Below are 21,551 nucleotides of genomic sequence, written 5' to 3' on the forward strand. Positions count from 1 at the left end.
TTCGGGTAACAGACCGGACTATCCGGCGCGCCGGCCCGGGCTGTCAATCGCCCGCCATCCCGTCGCGCATATGCCCCGCCGCCCTCAGCGCGACCAGTACAAGGCGCCCTGCCTCTTCAATCGCCGCCTTGGCCGTCAGCGCACCGGTATCCAGCAAAATCGCATCCGCAGCCGGCCGCAAGGGCGCCTCACTGCGGTCGCGGTCGCGCCGGTCCCGCTCCTCCACTTCCGCGAGGACAGAGGCGAGGCTCTTCTCCGCCCGCTCCCCGCCCAGCTCCAGCCAGCGCCGCCGCGCCCGTACCTCTGCACTGGCGGTGACGAACAGCTTCACCTCCGCCTCGGGGCAGATCACCGTGCCGATATCGCGTCCATCCAGCACCGCGCCGCCCTCGCGCCGGGCGAAATCGCGCTGAAACGCCAGCAGTGCCGCCCGCACCTCGGGGATCACCGCCACCCGGCTTGCCGCCTGGCCTGCCTCAAGGCTGCGCAGATCATCCCGCGCCAGATCCGCCGCGCTCAGGCCGCGCGCCGCCGCCACCGGATCGCCGCCCTTCACCCCAACCGCGCGATACAGCGCGCCGGTATCCAGATGCGCAAAGCCGAACCGCTCGGCCACCGCACGGCTGATCGTGCCCTTGCCCGCTGCCGCCGGCCCGTCAATTGCCACGGTAAAGATCATCCGGCGCTCCAGAACCCATTTCATCTGTCTATAAGATATCCCGGGGGAGAGCCGCAACGTGGCGAGGTGTTGTGTTTCCTTAAGTCTGTGACCGGGTTTCATTGGGTTTGATACCAGCCAGCCATTTCCGGGATTTGCTGGTGTAGGCCAGGATCAGGCGGTTGAGGGCTGCGCTGTGGCGTGGTTGAAGTGCCGCCACCACCTGCTGATCGAGGACCACGAGACCCGACGCGCGGCGGGAAATGCGGCGCCAGGCCTGCTTGAATGGAAACTGTGGCCCGGCGTCGCGTATCGTGGTCAGGAAACAGGCCCAGGTCTCAGGCGAGGCTTCTGCCGGGGGTTTACCTGCGCGGGTGTAGGATGGAAGCACCGCGGGCGCGAAGTTCACCGGATCGCCGCCCGCAACGGTGCGCAGGATGCGGCGCAATGTCATCCGGTCGGTGCCCTCCGTCCCGAACCGTTCCCGTACCTGGGCCATCAGGGCGCTGGTCAGGCCCCGGCCTTCGGAGGCTCCGCCCGCAGTCAGGAACCGTGCACTCTCGGCTTTGCGCAGCGCCGCCGCCTGCATCGCAGGCGTGGCCTCGGCAAAACGAGCATGCGCCGCATCGTCAAACTCTCCGGCAGGCAGCCCCGTTGCCTCGATCTGCCGAAGCGCCCACGCGCGGCAGCCAACGGCAGGAAGGTCGGAGACTTCTACGGTTAAGCGGTTGCCGATGGGATGAAGTTCGACACCGGCGCGGCGCAACCAGGCGAGGTACGCGGGTTTGCGTCCCGGAACAGGTTGAAGCCCCATCAATATTGATACGGGAGTCCGCATGTTACTTCCGCTGGTGCCACAAATGCACCGCAAGTGTATCTTCATTTAAAGTGACACCGTAATCTTTACGGTATTGCCTGTTTGGATGTGGTTCTGCGTAAACTGGACCCGAGGCAACAATCGGCTGAAACGCTTGATCTGTTCTGCTTGCTTCGCACGATCATGGCCGCGCGTGGCTTGACCGTGACCCAACTCGTCAGGATGGCCGGTGTGTCCAGAAGCGCCATGGAGAAATACCTCGCTGGTCCCAGCTCTCCCGGAGCGGTCACCATCGCCAACCTGTCGAAGGAACTGAACATGAGTGCAGATCTGCTCATGTTCGGGAACCTGGACCCCCAGGTCGAGTCAGCTTATCAACGCGCCTTCAAGGCGTTTGCTGACCTGATCGAAGCCCTCGAATGCGATCCGATACCCGCCCCGGAGTTCAGGTCGCTGAAGGTCGGCAGCAAAGCGTTTGCTGACTTCGCCCGCGATCAGGCGTTCGCCCGCGCTGGCCTCTTCAAAAGGTCGTTTGAAGCCGGTCGGCGAGACGAACACTTTCGGATTGTGTGAGCGTTAAGTGTTAAGCCAATACCCAACGTTCAATAGGAAACGGGAACTGAACCCTTCCCGATTATGGGCAAATCATCCCACACTTGCGAAATTTCACCACTGATTTCATTGACTATTTTGTGCCTCTTCCGAGGCGTGAAGGCCTGCACCTACCCGTGCAGCCCTCAAAGTATCAAACCTGTTGAGACGTGTCACGAGGGGGCAGGGCCACCTCTTCTTCGCACCCATTGCCGGGCAGCGCCCCCTTTTCCCCGGGCTGCAAGGGCGTTACACCAGCAAACACAGCACGAGGGGAACACCATGGCCGAAGATGGCATCAACAGCTTTATGACCGGCCCGGATGAGCGCGGCCGCTTTGGCATCCATGGCGGGCGTTTCGTCTCGGAAACGCTGATGCCGCTGATCCTCGATCTCGAAGCCGAATATGAAAACGCCAAAACCGACCAGAGCTTCTGGGACGAGATGGCCGATCTGTGGAAATACTATGTCGGCCGCCCCAGCCCGCTTTACTATGCGCCGCGCCTGACCGAACATCTCGGCGGCGCAAAGATCTATCTCAAGCGTGAAGAGCTGAACCATACCGGCTCCCACAAGATCAACAACGTCCTTGGCCAGATCCTGCTCGCGCGGCGCATGGGCAAGAAACGTATCATCGCCGAGACCGGCGCCGGCCAGCACGGTGTGGCGACGGCCACCGTCTGTGCGCGGTTCGGGCTGAAATGCATCGTCTATATGGGCGCGCATGATGTCGAGCGTCAGGCGCCGAACGTGTTCCGGATGCGCCTGCTGGGCGCCGAAGTGGTTCCGGTCACCTCGGGCCGCGGCACGCTGAAAGACGCGATGAATGATGCGCTGCGCGACTGGGTCACCAATGTGCGCGATACGTTTTACTGCATCGGCACCGTCGCGGGCCCGCATCCCTATCCGGCCATGGTGCGCGACTTTCAGTCGATCATCGGCCGCGAGACCCGCGAACAGCTGGCCGAGCAGGAAGGCGAGGGGCGTCTGCCCGACACCGTTATCGCCGCAATCGGCGGCGGCTCGAACGCCATGGGCCTCTTCCACCCTTTCCTTGACGATCCGTCGGTGAAGATCATCGGCGTCGAGGCCGGTGGCAAAGGCGTGGATGAGCGGATGCAGCATTGCGCCAGCCTGACCGGTGGTCGCCCCGGCGTGCTGCACGGGAACCGCACCTATCTGTTGCAAGATGATGACGGCCAGATCCTCGAAGGCTTCTCGATCTCGGCCGGGCTCGACTATCCCGGCATCGGGCCGGAGCATTCCTGGCTCCATGATGTCGGTCGCGCGGACTATGTGTCGGTCACCGATGACGAGGCGCTGGCCGCCTTCCAGCTTCTGTGCCAGACCGAGGGCATCATCCCCGCGCTGGAGCCGAGCCACGCCCTGGCCTATGTGACCAAATACGCACCCGACCTGCCGAAGGATCACATCATCGTGGTCAACCTCTCGGGGCGCGGCGACAAGGATATCTTCACCGTCGCCCGCCACCTGGGTGTTGAAATCAAAGGGTGAGCCCATGCTGAAGGCGGCCAGTTTCGCGCTTGTCTCCCTGCTGTTGCCGGCCATGGCCGCCGCGGGGATCTAGGGCCGCTATTCGGCGGGCGACTGCAACGATCCCCATTCGGACGCGCATGTCACGGTCACACCCGGCGCAATCGAATTCTACGAGAGCCTCTGCGCCCTTGAAAGCCCGACGCCCGTTCGCGGCATGGATCACCTTCCTCTATGACATGGTTTGCCCGGGCGAGGGCACGACCTGGACAGGCCGCATCCCGCTGATGCCCGATCCTGCTGATGCCTGACAGGGAGGCCGGTCTCTTGCGGGTCGGGAGCGGGTTTTCGGTGCGCTACAAGCGCTGCGAACAGGGCTATTTCAGCTTTGGTATGCCGCCGAATTCCTGCAGCCCGAGGCTGAGCCCGCGCCCGATCCGATGCGCGAGCGCCGACCAGGCGCCGGCGGTTTCCGGGCTCAGGCGGCGGCTCAGGGTCTCATCGAACAGCCTGAGCCAGGGGGTGAACATGCCGGCACGGACATTGCCGGCGGCTTTGTGGACGGCCATCGGATTGCCGTCATAACCGCGCTCCATCAGGATGGCATTGCGCCAGAAGGCGATGATCTTTTCCTCATGCGCCGGCCAGTCGGTGACATGCGCGCCGAAGACCGGACCCAGCACCGGATGCGCCCGCACCGCAGCATAGAAGTCATGCACCACGTCGCGCAGCTCATTGTCGGAAATAGGAAAGCGGGCGAGGGTCATCTGGCTGATTTCCAGGCTGAAATGTTCGATAAGTGAAAGCGACTAGGCATCGTTATCGGTAGCGTAGAGCCGCAGAACCTCCAGCGGAACCTGGTCAAGTGTCGCATGATGGGTGGCTTTCAGCCGCAATTTCGGCGCGGCGCCTTCTTCATGTGCCTGAAGGAAACGCCCGGCGCAAAGGCACCACTGATCGCCCGGTTTCAGCCCCGGAAAGCCGAATTCAGGGCGCGGCGTCGAGAGGTCATTGCCGAGATATTTCGACAAAGCGAGGAACTCGGCCGTCATCTCGGCACAGACCGTATGCAGCCCCTGGTCGGTCGGTCCGGAATTGCAGCAGCCATCCCGGAAAAACCCGGTCAACGGGCGGGTCGAACAGGGTTCCAGTGCACCGCCCAGCACATTGATCGACGGGTATTTCATCACGCTCTCCCTTTGCAGCCCAGCCTGCGGAAAGCGCCGGCCGGGGTCAAGTCACGCTGCGGCCAGCCACAGACTACGCTCAGAGCCAGCGCATCAGGGCCAGCGCGTTGAGGCCAAAGGCGGAATCAGCTGACCGGCAACCAGCCGGGTCAGCAATCCGGGCAACGGCGGCACCAGCGAGGCAGGCGCAAGCACGAGGTCGCGGAGCAGCGGCAACAGCCGGCTGTCGGATTGATAGGCCGGCGTCAGAAAGGCGCTGAGCAGCTGGTAAAGGCGCACATGCCAGCGCCGCATCCTGGCATAGGCGGCTGGCGCATCATCCAGGTCCTGCCGCAACGCAAGCCGCAGCGCCAGCGCGTCAAGCAGCGCCATATTCGCCCCCTGGCCCAGCTGCGGGCTGGCGCGATGGGCAGAATCACCGATGAAGACCAGCCGCCGCTCATAGGGGCGGCGCAAAGTACCATGGCTGTAAAAGGCCGGGGTCATCTGCGCCGCCGATTCAATCGGCGCGATAAAGGGCGCCATTTCAGACCAATGCGCGGTGACCTCCGCCTTCCAGCCGGCAAATTCCGCCTCTCCCCAATGCGACAGTTTCCGGCGCGGCATCGACCAGAAGACGGCGGCGCGGCTTGTGGCCTCGCCCGGCAGGCGACCGATGGGCAGCACCCCGGCCATATGGCTTGCGCGAAAATAGCGCTGGCGCAGCTCGTCTCCGGGCAGGGCGCCGTCCTCCGGCCAGGGCACATGCCCCCAGATCGCGCCATAAAGCAGCGGCCGCGCCTTCATCGGCGACAGGAGCGAGCCGGCGCCCGAGGCATCGACCACGAAGTCGAACGCCCTCATTGCCCCGGCAGCGCTGCGCATCACCCGCTGCTCGCCGCGCAGCTCGGTGCCGGTCACTTCCGCGCCGGTGATCAGCTGCACACCGCTTTCCGTCATCGCCTGCCAGAGCAGATGGAAAAGGCTGGCGCGAAGCATCCCGAGCCCCGGCGCCGCCGCCGGATAATGCACATCAAGCGCATTGCGCCGCCCCGACCGGCCGCGCATCCGCCGGATCGGCGTGCCAAGCGCGCGCGCCGCCTCGTCCAGCCCCAGCTCTGCCAGCACCGCCAGTCCTACCGGCTGGATCATCAGCCCCGAACCCAGAGCGCGCGGCTCTGCGAACCGCTCGATCAGGGTGACCTTATGGCCATCCCGCGCCAGCAGGCCCGCCGCCGCGAGGCCCCCCATCCCGGCACCGATCACCGCGATTTCCAGCGCTTTGCCCGTGTGATTCCCCGCCGCCATCCTCAACCCACCTCTGGACCAGTTCCATGGCCAGGACTATAAGCCGGCACCATGTCGTATCTTTTCGCGATCCTCGCCCGGCTCCCGGGTGTCCGAATTAGCGGCCCGGCGCGCTGAATACCAGCACGCCGGGAGATTTCGCGCGGACCGGCCTTGCTGCGAATGGCGCAGGGCCGGGGGCGCAGCCAGAGCCAACATTCCAGAGGACCGCATAAGATGTGCGCCGATACCACCGCTGATACCGCTTCCGATGCGGCTGTCGATTATCGCGACACCGTTTTTCTGCCCGAAACCGATTTCCCGATGCGGGGCGATCTGCCGAACCGCGAACCCGACTGGCTGGCCCGCTGGGCGCGGCTTGGCGTCTATAACCGGCTGCGCGAGAAGGCGGGCCGCCCCTCTTTCGTGCTGCATGACGGCCCTCCCTATGCCAATGGTCACCTCCATATCGGCCATGCGCTGAACAAGGTGATCAAGGATATCATCACGCGCAGCCATCAGATGATGGGCCATGATGCGCGCTATGTGCCGGGCTGGGACTGCCACGGCCTGCCGATCGAGTGGAAGATCGAGGAACAATACCGCGCCAAAGGCCTGAACAAGGACGATGTGAATGTCGTCGATTTCCGCCAGGAATGCCGCCGCTTTGCCGAGGGTTGGGTGGATATCCAGCGCGAGGAATTCAAGCGTCTGGGTGTCTATGGCAATTGGGGAGATCCTTACCTGACAATGGCTTATCACGCCGAGGCGGTGATTGCCCAGGACTTTATGAAGCTCCTGATGAACGGCTCGCTCTATCAGGGATCAAAACCCGTGATGTGGTCGCCGGTCGAGAAGACCGCTTTGGCCGAGGCTGAGATCGAATATCACGACCATACCAGCCACACGGTCTGGGTGCGGTTCCGCCCGGCCTCGGCCGCGCATTTCCCCGAGCTGGATGGCTGCATCAACACCGATCTGTTGCAGGCCTCGGTGGTGATCTGGACCACGACGCCCTGGACGATCCCGCAAAACCGCGCCGTGGCTTACGGGCCGGAGATCGCCTATGGCCTCTACCGCGTCGATGCGGCCGACGAGAAATCGACGGCGGTGGTCGGTGAGACCCTGGTGCTGGCCGATGCGCTGGCCGAGGGCGTCAGGGCTGCGGCGAAGGTCGAGGCCTGGACCCGGTTGCGCGATGTGAAAGCCCCGGAGTTTGAAGGGGTTATCTTGCGTCACCCTTATCACGGGGTCGAGGGTGGCAATGGCGAATGGGATTATGATATTCCCATGCTGCCGGGCGATCATGTGACCGATGATGCCGGCACGGGCTTTGTCCATACCGCGCCCAGCCACGGCGATGACGACTACCAGGTGGGCGTGAAATACAAGCTGCCGATGACGTATAACGTCACCGAAGACAGTTCGTACCGCGCGGATCTGCCCTTGTTCGGCGGCCAGCACATCATCCTCGCCGATGGCAAGGAAGGCCCGGCAAATGTCTCGAATATCAAGCAGATGGCCTATTCGGGCGCGCTGCTGGCCAAGGGCAGGGTCAAGCATTCCTACCCGCATAGCTGGCGCTCGAAAGCGCCGGTGATCTTCCGCAACACGCCGCAATGGTTTGCGGCTATCGACGAGACGCTGAATGACGGTTTTGGCGAGTTCGGCGACACGATCCGCAAACGCGCTTTGACCTCGATCGAGGATCTGGTGGAGTTCACGCCGGTTTCGGGCAAGAACCGCCTCCATTCGATGATCGAGCACCGGCCCGACTGGGTGCTCTCGCGCCAGCGCGCCTGGGGCGTGCCGCTGACCTGCTTCACCAGAAAAGGTGCGAAGCCGACCGATCCGGATTTCCTTTTGCGCAATGACACTGTCAACCAGCGCATCTATGAGGCGTTCGGGCAAGACGGCGCCGATGTCTGGTATGTGCAAGGTTTCAAGGAAAAAGCCCTCGAAGGGGTGGTTGATCCGTCGGATTATGAACAGGTCTATGATGTGCTGGATGTGTGGTTCGATAGTGGCTCGACCCATGCTTTCGTGCTGAGGGACCGCGCCGACGGCACCGATGACGGCATTGCCGATGTCTATCTTGAGGGCACCGACCAGCATCGCGGCTGGTTCCATTCTTCGCTGTTGCAGGCCTCGGCCACCCGGGGCCGTGCGCCTTATCGCAATGTGGTGACGCATGGGTTCACGCTGGATGAGAAGGGCATGAAGATGTCCAAATCCATCGGCAACACCGTCGCGCCCCAGGAAATCATCAAGGAATATGGCGCCGATATTCTGCGCCTTTGGGTGGCGCAAACCGATTACACGCTGGATCAGCGGATCGGCCCCAAGATCATCAAAGGCACCGCCGACAGCTATCGTCGTCTGCGCAATACGCTGCGGTTCATGCTGGGCGCGCTGGCCGGATTCAGCGAGTCCGAGCGGGTGGACGAGGCGAGCATGCCCGAGCTGGAGCAATGGGTGCTGCACCGCCTGGCGGAACTCGACGAGGAAATCCGCCGCGAATACCGCGCTTTCAATTTTGCGGGCGTGTTCCAGACGCTGTTCAACTTCGCGACGGTGGACCTCTCGGCCTATTATTTCGACATCCGCAAGGATGCGCTGTATTGCGACGGGCCCGACAGTCCGCGCCGCTGTGCTGCGCGGACGGTGCTGGATCTCTTGTTCCAGCGCCTGACGACCTGGCTCGCGCCGATCCTGCCGTTTACGATGGAGGATGTCTGGTTGTCGCGTCACCCGGGCGATGACAGTTCGGTCCACCTGGAGGACTTCCCCGAGACGCCGAACGCCTGGAAGAACGAGGCGCTGGCGAAAAAATGGGAGGGCATCCGGGCGGCGCGGCGCGTGGTGACCGGCGCGCTTGAGGTCGAGCGCACCGCCAAGGTGATCGGCGCCAGCCTTGAGGCGAAGCCGGTTGTGCATGTGGCCAATACGGCGATGCTGGCGGCGTTGAATTCGGTCGCTTTCGCCGATATCTGCATCACCTCGGGCATCACCCTGACCGATGCACCGGCGCCGGAGACCGCCTTCACGCTGGCCGATATGCCGGCGGTGAAAGTGGTCTTCGCCCCGGCGGAGGGCGCGAAATGTCAGCGTTGCTGGCAGATCCTGCCCGAGGTCGGCCATAAGAATCACCCCGAGACCTGCGTGCGCTGCAACAGCGTTCTGGGCTGAGGGAAGGCTGGATAAACAAAGGCCGCATCGCAGGATGCGGCCTTTTCTGTTCCTGGCGCGGCGCGGGGTTTCGCGGTTGGTAAGCACCCGGTGCGGGCGTCGGCAGGGGGGGGCCTTGCGCATGAGCGGATCCCGCCGTCTGGCGTCATCCCGTGCGGGGTGCCAGTGGATGATGAAACCATCGCCCCGGAAGCCGGTTTATTGCGGCCTGCGCTGTTGATGTCGCAGGCGCCGGTCGGAGGCGAAAGTCACAGCGGGCTGTCGGGATACCGTGGCGGCGGAATTGCGGTCCGGGCGGTCGAAACAGGACTTGCCGTGTTGCGGCTCGGGGCCGGACAGGCGGCCGGCGCAAGTGGCAACAGCATGGTGCTCAGGGACGGGCTGAGGCGAGGCGAGGCCCCCCTGACAGATCAGGAGCGGCATCCCCGGAGGCCAGGGCATGAACGGGCCCCATCGCGTGGATTTTCCATGACCTGCCCGGCCCTGGTCGCGGGATTACCTTAGTTTGTTCCGAATTCGGCCCGTTTCCTGGCCCATCCCGGCGGGGATGTGTTTCTCAGTCAGGGGGCAAGGCCCATGAATATGCCCATGAATATGCAGGTCCGCGACATTGCCGGGCGCCAGTCTCTCGATCTTTCAAAGCTGTTTTTCGGCGATGTGCTGCTGGTCGGGCTGGCGCTGATCGCGGGGCAACAAGAGCCACGAATGCGGGTGGTCACCGTTACCGACCGCCAGCAGATCCGCACCCGCGAGAGCTTCAACGCGGAATATCAGGAAGTGCCGGCCAATCCGAAACAAAAGCGCAGCCTGCAAAAGGTCACGGGCGAGATTTTCGGCGATGACGTTACCTTCAAAATGGCGACCGGGCCGTCGCGGCTGTTCAAGGTGCCGCTGCCCGATGCGAGGAAGGCCGGCGCCCAGGCGATAAAAATGCATCTGCCGCAGCTGATCGCGCTGTTTTACCGCGACCAGGCAGAGGGCTTGCGCGACAGTCTTTACACGCTGACCGCCAAACGCGGTTTCCTTGCGATGTCGCCCGAGATCGCGCTGCAGGTCGGCGATGATCTGTTCCGGATCGACAAGACCCGCGCCGTGGTAAGCCGCCGGGGCGAGGTGCTGCTGGATCTTTCGCGCGAAGAGCTGCGGCAAAGGGCCGAACAGGCCGGCTATCTCTGATCGCCTGTGCCTGCTTATCGGCCTTTCCCGGTCGTGATATGAAAAAGACGCCAGCGGCAAGCGCTGGCGTCACAGGTGTTTCGTCACCGACAGGGGACGATCATTGAAGACAACGAAAGATCAGGCGGCGCGTTTCACACCCAGCCAGAGCGGCAGCAGAATCGGCGCATTCGCGGCGCTGGTATCAGCCCCGAGCCCGTCATGCATCGCCATCAGGTCGCCGCGGGTCAGACCAATATCGTCCAGCAACCGGTCATCCGCGCGATTGAGCAGAAACGCAGTCGAACGGCGCATCTCCATCAGCGATTTCAGACGGGTGAACATTGTAGCCTCCTTGGAATTACCAGATCTATATGGGTCAGGCTTTGACATTTCACAAACGAATAGATTTAATGTCTGGCATGATTAAATCTTATGGGTTTGGCAATGTCGCACCCCAATCTTGAAAGCGATCTGATGCGGGGCTTTCTGGCCGTGGCGGAATCGGGTTCGGTGACGCAGGCGGCCTCGCGGCTGGGGCGGACGCAATCGGCGGTCAGCCTGTTGATCCGGCGGCTGGAGGACAATCTCGGCCAGCCTTTGTTCCAGCGGCTGGCGCGGGGTGTCAGCCTGACCGCGCGGGGCGAGCAGCTTCTGCCTTATGCGCAACGGGTGGTGGCACTGTTGGACGAGGCGACGCTGGCGCTGCGCGAAAAGCCCCTGACCGGCCCGGTTCGGGTGGGCATTCCGGATGAATATTCCGGCACCATCCTGCCGCGCGCGCTGGCAGCCTTTGACGAGCGGCATGAAGGGTTGCAGGTCTCGGTCCTGTGCGACCATTCCGAGCGGCAGATGGAGGCGCTGGAAGAGGACCGGCTGGATATCGCGGTGATCCACGATACCAGCTATTTCCAGGAGGGGGAGCTGCTGGCCATCGACCCGACTGTCTGGGTCACCTCGATCGCCCATATGCAGCATTTGCGCAGCCCGGTGCCGGTCTCTGTCTATATCGAAAGCTCCTGGTGCCGCGAATTCGCCGAGGCCTCGCTGAACCACCAGGGGATGCGCTGGCGGCGGGCCTGGTATTGCGATGTGGCCAGCGGCATGCGCAATGCGGTGACCAATGGCATGGCGATCTCGCCGCTGTCGCGCTCGACCATCCCGGCCGGTTGCCGTGAGCTGACGGTGGAGGAGGGTTTCCCCTCGATTGATTCGGCGCGGGTTCTGCTCAGGCGCAATCCGCGTGGCACCTCGCCCGCCATCGAGGGTATGGCAGCGGTGCTGCGCGAGGCCTTCCGCCCGCTGGCGATGGCGCGGGCGCCCGGAACCGAGGAAAAGGTCGCGCCCGAACGTATGGTCCTGGCGCCGCGCCTCTGACCGCAGCGGCAAAACCCGACCCGGGCGACGCTTGGCAGGGCGCGGCCCGCATGGCAGTCTCGCCGCAGAAGGAGACCCGTCCGATGCGAAAGATCCTGTTTCCCCTGCTTATATCGGCACCCCCCGCCTTTGCTCAAAGTACGCTGCCGGGGGACGATGCCGCGATTGCGGTTTTTTCAGCCAGTTTCGGCGAGGATTGTATGGGCGCATTCCTGGAAAATGGCGGGCTGATCGAGCCGCCGCAGCGCTTTGAGGTCGAAAGCCCCAGTACCTGGAGCGATCCGGTGCCGATGGTGGTCTGGCAGTTCCGCTGCGATATCTATGCCTATAATACCTCTCAGGTCTTTATGGTCTCGACCGATATGGGCGGGGTGGTGCCGGTGGCGCTGGCCCGTCCGACGCTGAAGATCGAATATGATGAAGAGGCTGCCGCCCCGGACGAGGCCGACAGCGTGGTGCGCCTGCTGGAAATCAATGGCTGGAGCGCGAACCCCGTGGCGATCAATGCCTCTTTCGATCCGGCGACGCTGACGATTTCCGCCTATGCTTTCTGGCGCGGGATGGGGGATGCCTCGGATGCCGGGGTCTGGCGCTTGCAGGATAGCGCCTTCCGGCTGCAGCGCTACGAGGTCGATGCCAGCTATGATGGTGAGGGCAATCCCGTCACCCTGGTCGATTACCAGTGACGAATTCCTGCCTCACCCCCTTTGGGCCGGTCTCGCTGCGCGACGATGGGGCGAGGATCACGGCGCTGGTCTGGGGCGAGGGGGAGGGCGAGCCGGACGCCTTGCAGCGTGAGGGGCTGGCGCAGCTTGCGGCCTGGTTCGACCGCCGGCTGACGCGCTTTGACCTGCCGCTGGACTGGGGCACCGGGCTGCATGAGAAGGTGCGGCGCGCCATGGCGGCGATCCCGATGGGCGAGACCCGCACCTATGGCGATATCGCCAGGCTGACCGGCGCCCCCGCCCAGGCGGTGGGCCAGGCCTGCGGCGCCAATCCGGTGCCGATCATCATCCCCTGCCACCGGGTTCTGGGCGCGAAAACCCTGGGGGGGTTCTCGGCGCCCGGCGGCGTCGAGACCAAAGTGGCGCTGTTGCGTTTCGAGGGGGCGGCGGGTCTTCTGATCTGAGCAGCCTGATATGGGGCAGCTTGCCGCCGGCTTTGCGCCATGTCAGAGATTCGCGTAACGGAACTGTAACGGTTTTCCATCGTGACCCTCGGTGTCTTTCTGGCTGTCATGGCTGCGGCCTTTCTGCATGCGCTGTGGAATGCGCTGATCAAGCTTGGCACGTCCAAGATCGGTGCGATGGTGATCCTTTCGGTGATGGAAATCCCCATCGGCCTTGGCGTTGCCTTCTTCATGGGGCCGATCAATCCGGCCTCGATCCCCTGGGTGATCGCGGCGGGGATGACGCATTTCGCCTATAAATACTTCCTCTGCTATGCCTATGAACGTGGTGATCTGAGCCGCGTCTACCCGATTGCGCGCGGGGCGGCGCCGATGCTGGTGGCGCTGGCCGGGACCTTCCTGCTGACCGATGAGATGAGCCCGCGCCAGTATCTCGCCATTGCGGTGCTGGCGGCGGGGATCCTGATGATGGCACGAGGGGTGTTTTCCAGCGATGAGAATCGCAAACTGGTGCCCTTCGCGCTCGGTTCGGCGCTGGCGACGGCCAGCTATACGCTGATCGACGGCCAGGGCGCGCGGATATCGGGCAATGCGGTCGCCTATATCGCCTGGGTCTTTGTGGCGGATGGGCTGATCTTTTCGCTGGGAATGCTGGCTCTGCGCGGCCGGGCCGTGGTGCCGGGGGGCTTTCAGGCCTGGAAGATGGGCACCATAGGCGCGGCCGCGAGCTTCGGCGCCTATGCGATCTCGGTCTGGGCGATGACCTTCGCGCCGATTGCACTGGTGGCGGCGCTGCGGGAGACCTCGATCCTGTTCGCGGTACTGATCGGCTGGCTGGTATTCGGCGAGAGGATGAGCCGGGATAAGCTTATGGCGGCGCTCGTCATCGTGGCGGGGGTGATCCTGACGAGGCTTTAAGCGAGGGGGCCAGCCCCCTCGGCGCGTGCCGCGCCTCACCCCCGGGATATTTAGAGACAGATGAAATACTAAGGAAGATGGATTTCATCTGTCTCTAAATATCCCCGCCGGAGGCTTCCGCCGATAAGTCAGAGGCGACTGGCTTACCTGACGCGCCGGATCCCTTCCGGAATGATTTGCTGCAGGATCCCCGCCAGCGCGAGATAAAGCGAGGTCACGATCAGCCCCCAATGCGCGAGGCTTCCTTCGGCGAAATCCATCCAGGCGGCCCAGGCGGCAAAGACGATCCAGGCGATGGAGACCGGCAGCGATACCTTATGCCAGCGTTTGGTGCGGGTCGGGTGGATGAATTTCAGATTGGTGAACATCGCCACCGTCAGCAGGATCACGATGGTCAGGATCACGCCCTGCGACGGCGCCACTGCGAAGAGGACCAGCACCACCATATTCCAGCAGGCCGGGAAGCCGGCAAAGCTTTTATCCTTTGTCTTCATCCGCGTATCGGCGAAATAGACTACCGAGCCGAAGACGATCACGATGATCGCGATCCAGCCGGTCCAGCCATCCAGCAGTCCGGACTTGAACAGCGCATAGGCCGGGATGAACACATAGGTCAGGTAATCGACAATCAGATCCATCAGCACACCGTCATAGGTCGGCCAGTTTTTCTGAACGTCGAATTTGCGCGCCAGCGGCCCGTCGATCCCGTCGATGATCAGTGCAACCACCAGCCAGAGGAACATCAGGCTCCATTTTGCCTCGACCGCTGCCAGCATGGCCAGCATCGACAGGACCGCACCGGAGGCGGTCAGTAAATGGACGGAAAGGGCCTTATAACGGTCTGACATGATAAAGACATGACCGAAACGCGCCGCGAGTGCAATCACCGGCGGGTCAGGAAAGCCCCCGTTGCGGTGCGGAATGCGCTCGGGGATGCGCTGAGGCATATACTTCCATCAGCCGGGCGGCGTCGACGGCGGTATAGGCCTCGGTCGTGGAAAGCGAGGCATGGCCCAGCAATTCCTGGATCGAGCGCAGATCGCCGCCCGCCGACAGCAGATGTGTCGCGAAGCTGTGCCGCATCGCATGCGGGGTGGCGGTCGCGGGGAGGCCAAGCTGCAGCCGCGCCTGTTCCATCGCCTTCTGGATCAGGCGCGGGTTCAGCGCCCCGCCGCGCGCGCCGCGGAACAGGGGGGTGTCGGGCGTCACCTGCCAGGGGCAGAGGCGGATATACTCGGACACGGCCGCCCGCGCCGCCGGCAGCACCGGCACCAGTCGCGTCTTGCCGCCCTTGCCGGTGATCCGCAGCATATCGGGCAGTGGCTGATCGGCGCCGGTCAGCGACAGCGCCTCGGAGATCCGCAGCCCGCAGCCGTAAAGCAGCGTCACCACCGCCACATCGCGCGCCTGTTGCCAGTCTTCGCGCGCCTGAAGGGCAACGGTGTCGATCATCTCCCGGGCATGGCTTTCGCTCAGGGGCCGTGGCAGGCGGCGGCGGTATTTCGGGCCGCGTGCCGAGAGGATCACCGTGGCCTCGCCGATGCCTTCCTGCCTCTCGGTCAGCCAGCGGGCGAAACTGCGCACCGATGACAACGCCCGCGCCAGCGAGCGCGCCGACAGCCCGCGCGCCCGTTCATGCGCCATCCAGGCGCGCAAATCAGTCTGGCTCATCGCGGCAATCGCCGCCGGGCCGGCCGGCTCACCATGATGCGCGGCGAGGAACCCCATCCAGTTCACCACATCATGGCGATAGGCGCCAATCGTATGATTGGAGGCATTTTTCAACGCCGAAAGGGTCGCGAGCCAGTCGCTCAGCGCCGCGCGCATCTGCGGCGACAGCGCGGCAAGGTCATTCACGACAGGAACCGGCGCATCGAGCGCTCGAACACGCCGGCAAAGAAGGCCAGCAGATCGGTGCCCTGGGTCGGACGGAACTGATGCGGATCTTCTGAGCCAAGCGCCAGCATCCCCGGCAGCCGGCCCTGGCCGAAATCAAGCCGCAACAGCGCTTCGGACCGGATGAAGCCGGCGCCGTAAATGCGGTCGCACTCTGCCTGGACCTGGATGGCCACCGGTCGCAGGGTGACATTGCGCGGCGCGGTCTGGCGGCCGGCCGTCAGATAGTTCGTGATAAACCCGGGCCCGGCGATCAGCAGCACAGTGCCAAGCCGCGCCAGCGCAGGATCCTCGTCCTGTTCACCCCCGCCGGCGCTTTCCAGCACCAGGCGCACCCGGTCGACCCTCAGCGTCGCCGCAACCTCGCCCGAGAGGCCGGCGAGGAATTCGCCGAAATCCAGCGGATCGAGCATCTGCAAAATGGCGCGGTGGATCTGGTTGGTGCCGGCAAGGTTCTCATAGGCCGCCGAGATCACCGAACGATGCGTGTCTTCCAGCCGCTCCAGCCTTGTCTCCAGCCGCTGCATGGCAATGCCGCGCAGATCAATGACATTCGAGCCCATTGCCCGTTCATTCGCCGCCACCAGCGCGTTCATCAGATCGCGATCATCCAGCAGAGTCTCAGGCTCCGCCAGGATGCGGTCGCGCAGGTCAGGTTCGATCATTGCAAGCTGCTCGGGCTATTTTTGTTTGTTCGTGGCATAATATAGCAAAAAAGTGAAAGCCAACGGATATTTTCCGCCCGGCTTTCGGGAAAGCGCGGCGCGCGTGGCATATCTGCCTCCGGCGAGAGTGGTCAGGGGCGCTTTTTTCAGACTTCTGGCTTTGCGGTTTTCCCATGGTGATCCATGGCGTCAGACGATGCGGATGGCGTGAGGCGATAGCCGCCCGCCGATTGCCGCAGAACTGGTCCGGCGACATCTCAGCCTTCGGGGCGCGCGGGTTCTGCTGATCTGGCCGGACAAGGACATGACCTGGCTCACGCCGGGGGGCGCCGATCTTTCTAATGCAGCGATCCGGTTCTGTCTTCCGCTCAGGGTCGCGACCCTCAGGTCCCACTAGAGCAGGCGACCAGCCCGACCCGGCCTCCTCCGCCAGGCCGGGCTGATCCGTTCCCGAGGGACGAAAAGGTCGGGACGTGGCCGACAGACAGAGCCTGTGCCCCACCCCGAGCCCCACCCCGAGCCCCACCCCGAGCCTCGCCTCGTTCCCCGCCGCCATCCCCGGGCGAGACGCCGTTGCGATGCCCGATTCATCGGAACAGCGGCCCATGCCAGCAAGACCGCCCAGCTGCGCGGGTCAGGACCGGAATGCACCGCCACGATGGCAGGGGGTCCCGAAAGCACTGGGGGGACAGCACGCAGGAGGCCCGATCGAAGCGAGAGGACCTCGCCGCGTCTCACGAACCTGTGGCGCCCCCCCCCAGTTCGACCTCAAATCCTTCGACGACCGCCGCGCCGCCAGCGACCCCGACCGACAAACCGCCGCACCCCATACCCGCATCGTATTCAGGAGCCGCGTCGATGCGCGCAACACCACCTGGATGGACTGCCTGGCCAGAAAGCAATGGGAAGGCCGGTGTCCGCTCCAAGCCGGCATCGCGCAACAACGCCCTGTTCAGATCAGGAGGAAAGCCCATTCCTCTTGACCGAAATACTCCGGGGGAGGCTGCCGCAGGCAGGCGGGGGCAGCGCCCCCTTCGCGCGGCCAGAAAAGGCCCTGTCACAAAAAACTTTGCGGGTCGATATCAATGGCCAGCCGGATGCCTTTGGGCTGGCGGGTCTGCCGCAGCCAGGCCGCAATGGCATTTTGCAGAGCGGCGTTTTTCGGCGCACGGATCAGCAGGCGAACACGGTGGCGGCCGCGCACCCGGGCAACAGGGGCAGGGGCGGGGCCCAGCACCTCACCGCCGACCTGGCGGATCGGGCCATCGGCCCGGGCGAGATCGGCTCCGAAATCGAACAACGGTTGCAGATCGGCCCCGGAAAGGATGATGCCGGCAAAACGGCCGAAAGGGGGGGCGCTGGCCTGCCGACGCTCATCCGCCTGCGCCCGCCAGAAGGCTTCCTCGTTGCCGCCAAGAATGGCGCGGATCACCGGATGTTCGGGCTGATGGGTCTGCAACCAGGCCTCGCCCGGTTTTTCAGCCCGACCCGCGCGCCCTGCGACCTGGCGCATCAGCTGAAAGGTGCGTTCTGCGGCACGCAGATCCGATCCCTGCAGACCCAGATCGGCGTCGATCACCCCTACCAGCGTCAGATGCGGGAAATTATGCCCTTTCGCGACGATCTGCGTGCCGATGATGATATCGGCGCCGCCCGCCGCGATCTCCTCGATCTGTGCCTTCAGCGCCCGGGCCGAGCCGAAGAGGTCCGAGGACAGCACCGCCACCCGCGCCTCGGGAAAGCGCGCTGTGACCTCTTCGGCCAGCCGCTCCACCCCTGGGCCAATCGCCGCCATCCGCCCCTCGACCCCGCAGGAGGGACAGCTTTCCGGAATCGGTTTCGTCGCGCCGCATTGATGGCAGACGAGGCGTTTGAGAAAGCGGTGCTCCACCATCCGCGCATCGCAATGGTCGCAGCCGACCTGCTGGCCGCAGGCCCGACACAGCGTCACCGGCGCATAACCCCGCCGGTTGATGAACAACAGCGCCTGTTCGCCGGCCCGAACCCGCGCCTCGACTCCTTTGGCCAGGGTTTCGGACATCCAGCGATCCGCCGGCAGTTTCTCGGCCCGCATATCAATGGCGCGCATGCCGGGCATTTCTGCCGTGCCGAACCGCGCCGTCAGATCCAGCCGCCGATAACGCCCCTGTCCGGCATTGACCCAGCTTTCCAGCGAGGGCGTGGCCGAAGCCAGCACCACCGGGCAATGCGTGATCGAGGCGCGCAGCACCGCCATATCCCGCGCATTGTAAAGCGCGCCCTCTTCCTGCTTGTATGAGCTGTCATGCTCTTCATCGACCACGATCAGCGCGAGGTCCCGGAAGGGTAGGAACAGCGCCGAACGGGCGCCGACCACGAGGCCGACATCGCCGGTGGCGACCATTTTCCACAACCGGCGGCGCTCGGTCTGGGTCACGCCGGAATGCCATTCGCCGGGGCGGGCGCCGAAACGGGCCTCGACGCGGGACAGGAAATCGGCGGTCAGCGCGATCTCGGGCAAGAGGACCAGCGCCTGACGCCCACGCCTGAGCGCCTCGGCCACCGCCTCAAGATAGACCTCGGTTTTGCCCGACCCTGTGACGCCTTTCAGAAGGACCGGCTGAAAGCCCGCCTCGCCCACCATGGCGCGCAGGGATTCGCCCGCAGGGATCTGATCGCCCGAGAGCCGTCCCGGCATGGCGGCATCAAGGCGCGGATAGGGCAGGTCGCGCGGCGCGTCCTCCTCGGAGATCACGCCGAGCTTCACCAGCCCCTTGACCACCGACGCGGAAACCGAGGCCGCCTCGGCCAGTTCACCCGGCAGGACCGCCGCGCCACCGAACTGGCGCAACGCCTCGATCACGCGGTGGCGGGCATCGGTCAGCTGGTTCGGCACCGGGCCGGTCATCCGCAAGACCTTGCGCATCGAGGGCGGATCCAGCAGCCCGGGCGCGCGGGTTGCCAGCCGCAGCATCGAGGGCAGCCAGGTCATGGTGTAATCGGCGGCGCGCATCAGGAACTGGCGCAGCTCGGCCCGCATCGGGGCCACATCCAGCACCTGACGGATATCGCGCAGCTTCGCGCGGTCGAACCCGCCCGTGCCGGGCCCCCATACAACGCCGAGGACCCGGCGCGGACCCAGCGGCACCTCTACGAAATCGCCGGTGCCGCAGCCGCCCTCGGGCGCGCGGTAATCGAGAAACGGGCCAAGCGGCTCGGTGGTCAGCACCGCCACCGCCTCTCCCGCATCGAAAACCCGTTCCGTGATCATTTCTGTTAGCGCTCACATTTCCAGGCCCGGACCCTCTTTCACCCCAGGCCGCTTTGCGGTAATACCGCCCCCGACCCCCTTACTCCACCCACTACTCCACCAAAACCAGCCGCCCAATGGGAGCATGACGCCATGAAGTTCTTTGTCGATACCGCTGATGTGGATGCCATCCGTGAGCTGAACGATCTGGGAATGGTGGATGGTGTGACCACCAACCCGTCGATCATTCTGAAATCGGGCCGTGACATCCTGGAAGTCACCAAAGAGATCTGTTCGCTTGTCACCGGCCCGGTCTCGGCCGAGGTCGTCGCCGACAAGGCTGATGACATGATCGCCGAGGGCCGCAAACTGGCCCAGATCGCCTCGAATATTGCGGTGAAAGTGCCGCTGACCTGGGATGGTCTGAAAGCCTGCAAAGTGCTGTCGGGCGAAGGCAAGATGGTCAATGTGACGCTTTGCTTCTCGGCCAACCAGGCGCTGCTGGCGGCAAAAGCCGGTGCGACCTTCATCTCGCCCTTCGTGGGCCGGCTGGACGATATCAACCTGGACGGCCTTGATCTGATCCAGGATATCCGCACCATCTATGACAATTACGGGTTCGAAACCCAGATCCTCGCGGCCTCGGTCCGCACCGTGAACCATGCGAAAGACTGTGCGCTGATCGGCGCCGACGTGATGACCGCACCGCCTTCGGTGATCAAGGCGATGGCGAACCATATCCTGACCGATAAGGGGCTGGAGCAATTCGCGAAGGACTGGGCGAAGACCGGTCAGAAGATCCTCTGAACGGATCCTGTCAGCGGGGCGCCGGCGATCAGCCGGAGCCGGATCGCTTAGGGGGGGAGGGAGCCCGGGCTCTCTCCCCCTTTTCCATTTCCCGTCTCAGTCCCGCGCCAGCGCCACCACCGGGTCCAGCCGCGATGCCGCCCGGGCGGGGAGATAGCCGAACACCACCCCGATCACGCTTGAGGACAGGCAGGCGACCAGGATCGCCAGCGGCGACCAGGACAGGCGGATATCCTGCTGGAAGATCTCCATCAGTGCGCCGCCGCCAAGCGCCAGCGCGATGCCGACAAGGCCGCCTGTCAGGCAGACCGCCACCGCTTCCAGCAAGAACTGCGCGACGATATCCGAACGCCGGGCGCCGACCGCCATCCTGACCCCGATCTCGCGGGTGCGCTCGGTCACCGAAGCCAGCATGATATTCATCACCCCGATGCCACCGACAATCAGCGAAATCAGGGCGATAGAGGAGATCAGCAGGGTCAGGGTGCGGGTGGTGGCGTCAAGGCTCTCCTGGATCGCGGCCGAGCTGGTCATAAAGAAATCTTTCGTGCCATGGCGGCGGATCAGCAACTCCTCGATGGCAGTCTCAGCCTCGGCGCGGGGCATGTCGTCCTGAAAACGCACCAGAATCTCATGCACCCAGTTCTGGCCGTTGATGCGTTTCGTGACCGTCGAATAGGGCACGAAAAACCGCGGGCTTGAGGCCCCGAACCCGTCATCGCCGATTACCCCGATCACCTCGGCCGGCATCCGGTCGAGCCGCAGGCTTTGCCCCAGCGGGTTCTCGCCGCCGGGGAAGAAGGTCCGTACCGCCGCCTCGTTCAGGATCACCACCTGGGCGGCGGTCTCGATCTGGTGGCGGTTCAGCAGGCTGCCGCGCGTCAGCCGCAGCCCCTCGGCGTCGAAGAATTCGACCCCAACCCCGGCAATCGAGGCGGTCATCGAGACCGCCCCCCGCGTGGCGAGCCCGCTGGAACTGATCTCGGGCGAGACCGAGACCGCGAAGGGTTCGGCCGCGATGGCATCGGCATCGGCCGAAACCAGCGAGCGCACCGCATTCGCCCGCCGGTCGCCAAAGCCCGATCCGGGCCGGACGGTGACGGTGCTGGTGCCAAGGGCCGAGATTTCCTCCAGCACCTTTTCGCGCGAACCGTTGCCAAGGGCGACCACCGA

At 64.3% G+C, this 21,551-nt stretch carries 20 protein-coding genes; 9 read left to right on the forward strand and 11 right to left on the reverse strand.

Going from position 1 to position 21,551, the window contains the following annotated elements; translation table 11 throughout:
- Nucleotides 1-43: 43 nt before the first annotated feature.
- Together DRF71_RS18550 and DRF71_RS18555 are read right to left on the reverse strand one after the other, a co-directional pair.
- Nucleotides 44-679, reverse strand: coding sequence for a (d)CMP kinase (locus tag DRF71_RS18550; protein WP_112312163.1), 636 nt, complete (start codon nt 677-679; stop codon nt 44-46).
- A 79-nt stretch (nt 680-758) separates the two neighbouring features.
- On the reverse strand, nt 759-1,496 hold the full coding sequence (locus DRF71_RS18555) for a hypothetical protein (RefSeq protein WP_157971152.1): 738 nt from the start codon (nt 1,494-1,496) through the stop codon (nt 759-761).
- 87 nt (nt 1,497-1,583) lie between these two features.
- On the opposite strand from DRF71_RS18555, the gene DRF71_RS18560 reads away from it, so the two are divergent.
- Both DRF71_RS18560 and trpB read left to right on the forward strand, forming a co-directional pair.
- Nucleotides 1,584-2,048 carry a helix-turn-helix domain-containing protein gene (locus DRF71_RS18560; protein WP_112311993.1) on the forward strand — a complete coding sequence of 155 codons (465 nt, stop codon included), beginning with the start codon at nt 1,584-1,586 and terminating at the stop codon, nt 2,046-2,048.
- Between the two features lie 300 nt (nt 2,049-2,348).
- On the forward strand, nt 2,349-3,581 hold the full coding sequence (trpB, locus tag DRF71_RS18565) for a tryptophan synthase subunit beta (RefSeq protein WP_112311994.1): 1,233 nt from the start codon (nt 2,349-2,351) through the stop codon (nt 3,579-3,581).
- 356 nt (nt 3,582-3,937) lie between these two features.
- Here trpB and DRF71_RS18570 read toward each other — a convergent pair whose 3' ends face one another.
- The 3 genes from DRF71_RS18570 to DRF71_RS18580 all read right to left on the reverse strand — a co-directional run bounded on the left by DRF71_RS18570 (nt 3,938) and on the right by DRF71_RS18580 (nt 6,034).
- Nucleotides 3,938-4,327, reverse strand: coding sequence for a group III truncated hemoglobin (locus DRF71_RS18570; protein ID WP_112311995.1), 390 nt, complete (start codon nt 4,325-4,327; stop codon nt 3,938-3,940).
- Nucleotides 4,328-4,369: 42 nt separating this feature from the next.
- Nucleotides 4,370-4,747 carry a DUF2237 family protein gene (locus DRF71_RS18575; RefSeq protein ID WP_112311996.1) on the reverse strand — a complete coding sequence of 126 codons (378 nt, stop codon included), beginning with the start codon at nt 4,745-4,747 and terminating at the stop codon, nt 4,370-4,372.
- Nucleotides 4,748-4,840: 93 nt separating this feature from the next.
- Nucleotides 4,841-6,034: an FAD-dependent oxidoreductase gene (locus tag DRF71_RS18580; RefSeq protein ID WP_112311997.1), complete on the reverse strand. Its 1,194-nt coding sequence runs from the start codon at nt 6,032-6,034 to the stop codon at nt 4,841-4,843.
- A 216-nt stretch (nt 6,035-6,250) separates the two neighbouring features.
- Between DRF71_RS18580 and ileS the strand changes: the two genes are divergently transcribed.
- Nucleotides 6,251-9,202, forward strand: coding sequence for an isoleucine--tRNA ligase (ileS, locus tag DRF71_RS18585; RefSeq protein WP_112311998.1), 2,952 nt, complete (start codon nt 6,251-6,253; stop codon nt 9,200-9,202).
- A 588-nt stretch (nt 9,203-9,790) separates the two neighbouring features.
- On the forward strand, nt 9,791-10,378 hold the full coding sequence (locus DRF71_RS18590; protein ID WP_157971154.1) for a hypothetical protein: 588 nt from the start codon (nt 9,791-9,793) through the stop codon (nt 10,376-10,378).
- Between the two features lie 120 nt (nt 10,379-10,498).
- Here DRF71_RS18590 and DRF71_RS18595 read toward each other — a convergent pair whose 3' ends face one another.
- Nucleotides 10,499-10,702, reverse strand: coding sequence for a DUF1127 domain-containing protein (locus DRF71_RS18595; protein ID WP_232831574.1), 204 nt, complete (start codon nt 10,700-10,702; stop codon nt 10,499-10,501).
- Between the two features lie 102 nt (nt 10,703-10,804).
- On the opposite strand from DRF71_RS18595, the gene DRF71_RS18600 reads away from it, so the two are divergent.
- The 4 genes from DRF71_RS18600 (at nt 10,805) to DRF71_RS18615 (ending at nt 13,781) form a co-directional block, all read left to right on the forward strand.
- Entirely contained in the window at nt 10,805-11,734 is a 930-nt protein-coding gene (locus DRF71_RS18600) for a LysR family transcriptional regulator (RefSeq protein ID WP_112312001.1), read from the forward strand.
- 200 nt (nt 11,735-11,934) lie between these two features.
- Nucleotides 11,935-12,420, forward strand: coding sequence for a DUF1176 domain-containing protein (locus DRF71_RS18605; protein ID WP_232831575.1), 486 nt, complete (start codon nt 11,935-11,937; stop codon nt 12,418-12,420).
- Nucleotides 12,417-12,863 (forward strand): methylated-DNA--[protein]-cysteine S-methyltransferase, encoded by a 447-nt coding sequence (locus DRF71_RS18610; protein WP_112312003.1) that lies wholly within the window; start codon nt 12,417-12,419, stop codon nt 12,861-12,863. Before DRF71_RS18605 ends, DRF71_RS18610 begins: the two co-directional genes overlap by 4 nt.
- A gap of 81 nt (nt 12,864-12,944) precedes the next feature.
- Nucleotides 12,945-13,781 (forward strand): DMT family transporter, encoded by an 837-nt coding sequence (locus DRF71_RS18615; protein WP_112312004.1) that lies wholly within the window; start codon nt 12,945-12,947, stop codon nt 13,779-13,781.
- A 143-nt stretch (nt 13,782-13,924) separates the two neighbouring features.
- Here the strand turns inward: DRF71_RS18615 and DRF71_RS18620 are convergent, their stop codons facing one another.
- The 4 genes from DRF71_RS18620 to DRF71_RS18640 all read right to left on the reverse strand — a co-directional run bounded on the left by DRF71_RS18620 (nt 13,925) and on the right by DRF71_RS18640 (nt 19,592).
- On the reverse strand, nt 13,925-14,629 hold the full coding sequence (locus DRF71_RS18620; protein ID WP_112312164.1) for a CDP-alcohol phosphatidyltransferase family protein: 705 nt from the start codon (nt 14,627-14,629) through the stop codon (nt 13,925-13,927).
- A 46-nt stretch (nt 14,630-14,675) separates the two neighbouring features.
- Nucleotides 14,676-15,608, reverse strand: a complete 933-nt coding sequence (locus DRF71_RS18625) for a tyrosine recombinase XerC (RefSeq protein ID WP_112312165.1) — start codon at nt 15,606-15,608, stop codon at nt 14,676-14,678.
- Between the two features lie 26 nt (nt 15,609-15,634).
- Entirely contained in the window at nt 15,635-16,342 is a 708-nt protein-coding gene (locus tag DRF71_RS18630; protein WP_112312005.1) for a DUF484 family protein, read from the reverse strand.
- Nucleotides 16,343-17,399: 1,057 nt separating this feature from the next.
- Nucleotides 17,400-19,592 (reverse strand): primosomal protein N', encoded by a 2,193-nt coding sequence (locus DRF71_RS18640; protein ID WP_112312007.1) that lies wholly within the window; start codon nt 19,590-19,592, stop codon nt 17,400-17,402.
- Between the two features lie 132 nt (nt 19,593-19,724).
- Between DRF71_RS18640 and fsa the strand changes: the two genes are divergently transcribed.
- Nucleotides 19,725-20,378, forward strand: a complete 654-nt coding sequence (gene fsa, locus DRF71_RS18645; RefSeq protein WP_112312008.1) for a fructose-6-phosphate aldolase — start codon at nt 19,725-19,727, stop codon at nt 20,376-20,378.
- 96 nt (nt 20,379-20,474) lie between these two features.
- Here fsa and DRF71_RS28730 read toward each other — a convergent pair.
- The coding region (locus tag DRF71_RS28730; RefSeq protein WP_232831576.1) for an ABC transporter permease at nt 20,475-21,551 on the reverse strand (1,077 nt) is incomplete at its 5' end.

It is taken from the genome of Pseudogemmobacter bohemicus (genome assembly GCF_003290025.1).
Lineage (GTDB): Bacteria > Pseudomonadota > Alphaproteobacteria > Rhodobacterales > Rhodobacteraceae > Pseudogemmobacter > Pseudogemmobacter bohemicus.

Bases quoted from the DNA above. Each gene is read 5' to 3' on its own strand.
- DRF71_RS18550 (WP_112312163.1), bottom strand. From the start codon at position 679: ATGATCTTTACCGTGGCAATTGACGGGCCGGCGGCAGCGGGCAAGGGC.
- DRF71_RS18555 (WP_157971152.1), bottom strand. From the start codon at position 1,496: ATGCGGACTCCCGTATCAATATTGATGGGGCTTCAACCTGTTCCGGGA.
- trpB (WP_112311994.1), top strand. From the start codon at position 2,349: ATGGCCGAAGATGGCATCAACAGCTTTATGACCGGCCCGGATGAGCGC.
- DRF71_RS18570 (WP_112311995.1), bottom strand. From the start codon at position 4,327: ATGACCCTCGCCCGCTTTCCTATTTCCGACAATGAGCTGCGCGACGTG.
- DRF71_RS18575 (WP_112311996.1), bottom strand. From the start codon at position 4,747: ATGAAATACCCGTCGATCAATGTGCTGGGCGGTGCACTGGAACCCTGT.
- DRF71_RS18580 (WP_112311997.1), bottom strand. From the start codon at position 6,034: ATGGCGGCGGGGAATCACACGGGCAAAGCGCTGGAAATCGCGGTGATC.
- ileS (WP_112311998.1), top strand. From the start codon at position 6,251: ATGTGCGCCGATACCACCGCTGATACCGCTTCCGATGCGGCTGTCGAT.
- DRF71_RS18590 (WP_157971154.1), top strand. From the start codon at position 9,791: ATGAATATGCAGGTCCGCGACATTGCCGGGCGCCAGTCTCTCGATCTT.
- DRF71_RS18595 (WP_232831574.1), bottom strand. From the start codon at position 10,702: ATGTTCACCCGTCTGAAATCGCTGATGGAGATGCGCCGTTCGACTGCG.
- DRF71_RS18600 (WP_112312001.1), top strand. From the start codon at position 10,805: ATGTCGCACCCCAATCTTGAAAGCGATCTGATGCGGGGCTTTCTGGCC.
- DRF71_RS18605 (WP_232831575.1), top strand. From the start codon at position 11,935: ATGGGCGCATTCCTGGAAAATGGCGGGCTGATCGAGCCGCCGCAGCGC.
- DRF71_RS18620 (WP_112312164.1), bottom strand. From the start codon at position 14,629: ATGTCAGACCGTTATAAGGCCCTTTCCGTCCATTTACTGACCGCCTCC.
- DRF71_RS18625 (WP_112312165.1), bottom strand. From the start codon at position 15,608: ATGCGCGCGGCGCTGAGCGACTGGCTCGCGACCCTTTCGGCGTTGAAA.
- DRF71_RS18630 (WP_112312005.1), bottom strand. From the start codon at position 16,342: ATGATCGAACCTGACCTGCGCGACCGCATCCTGGCGGAGCCTGAGACT.
- DRF71_RS18640 (WP_112312007.1), bottom strand. From the start codon at position 19,592: ATGATCACGGAACGGGTTTTCGATGCGGGAGAGGCGGTGGCGGTGCTG.
- fsa (WP_112312008.1), top strand. From the start codon at position 19,725: ATGAAGTTCTTTGTCGATACCGCTGATGTGGATGCCATCCGTGAGCTG.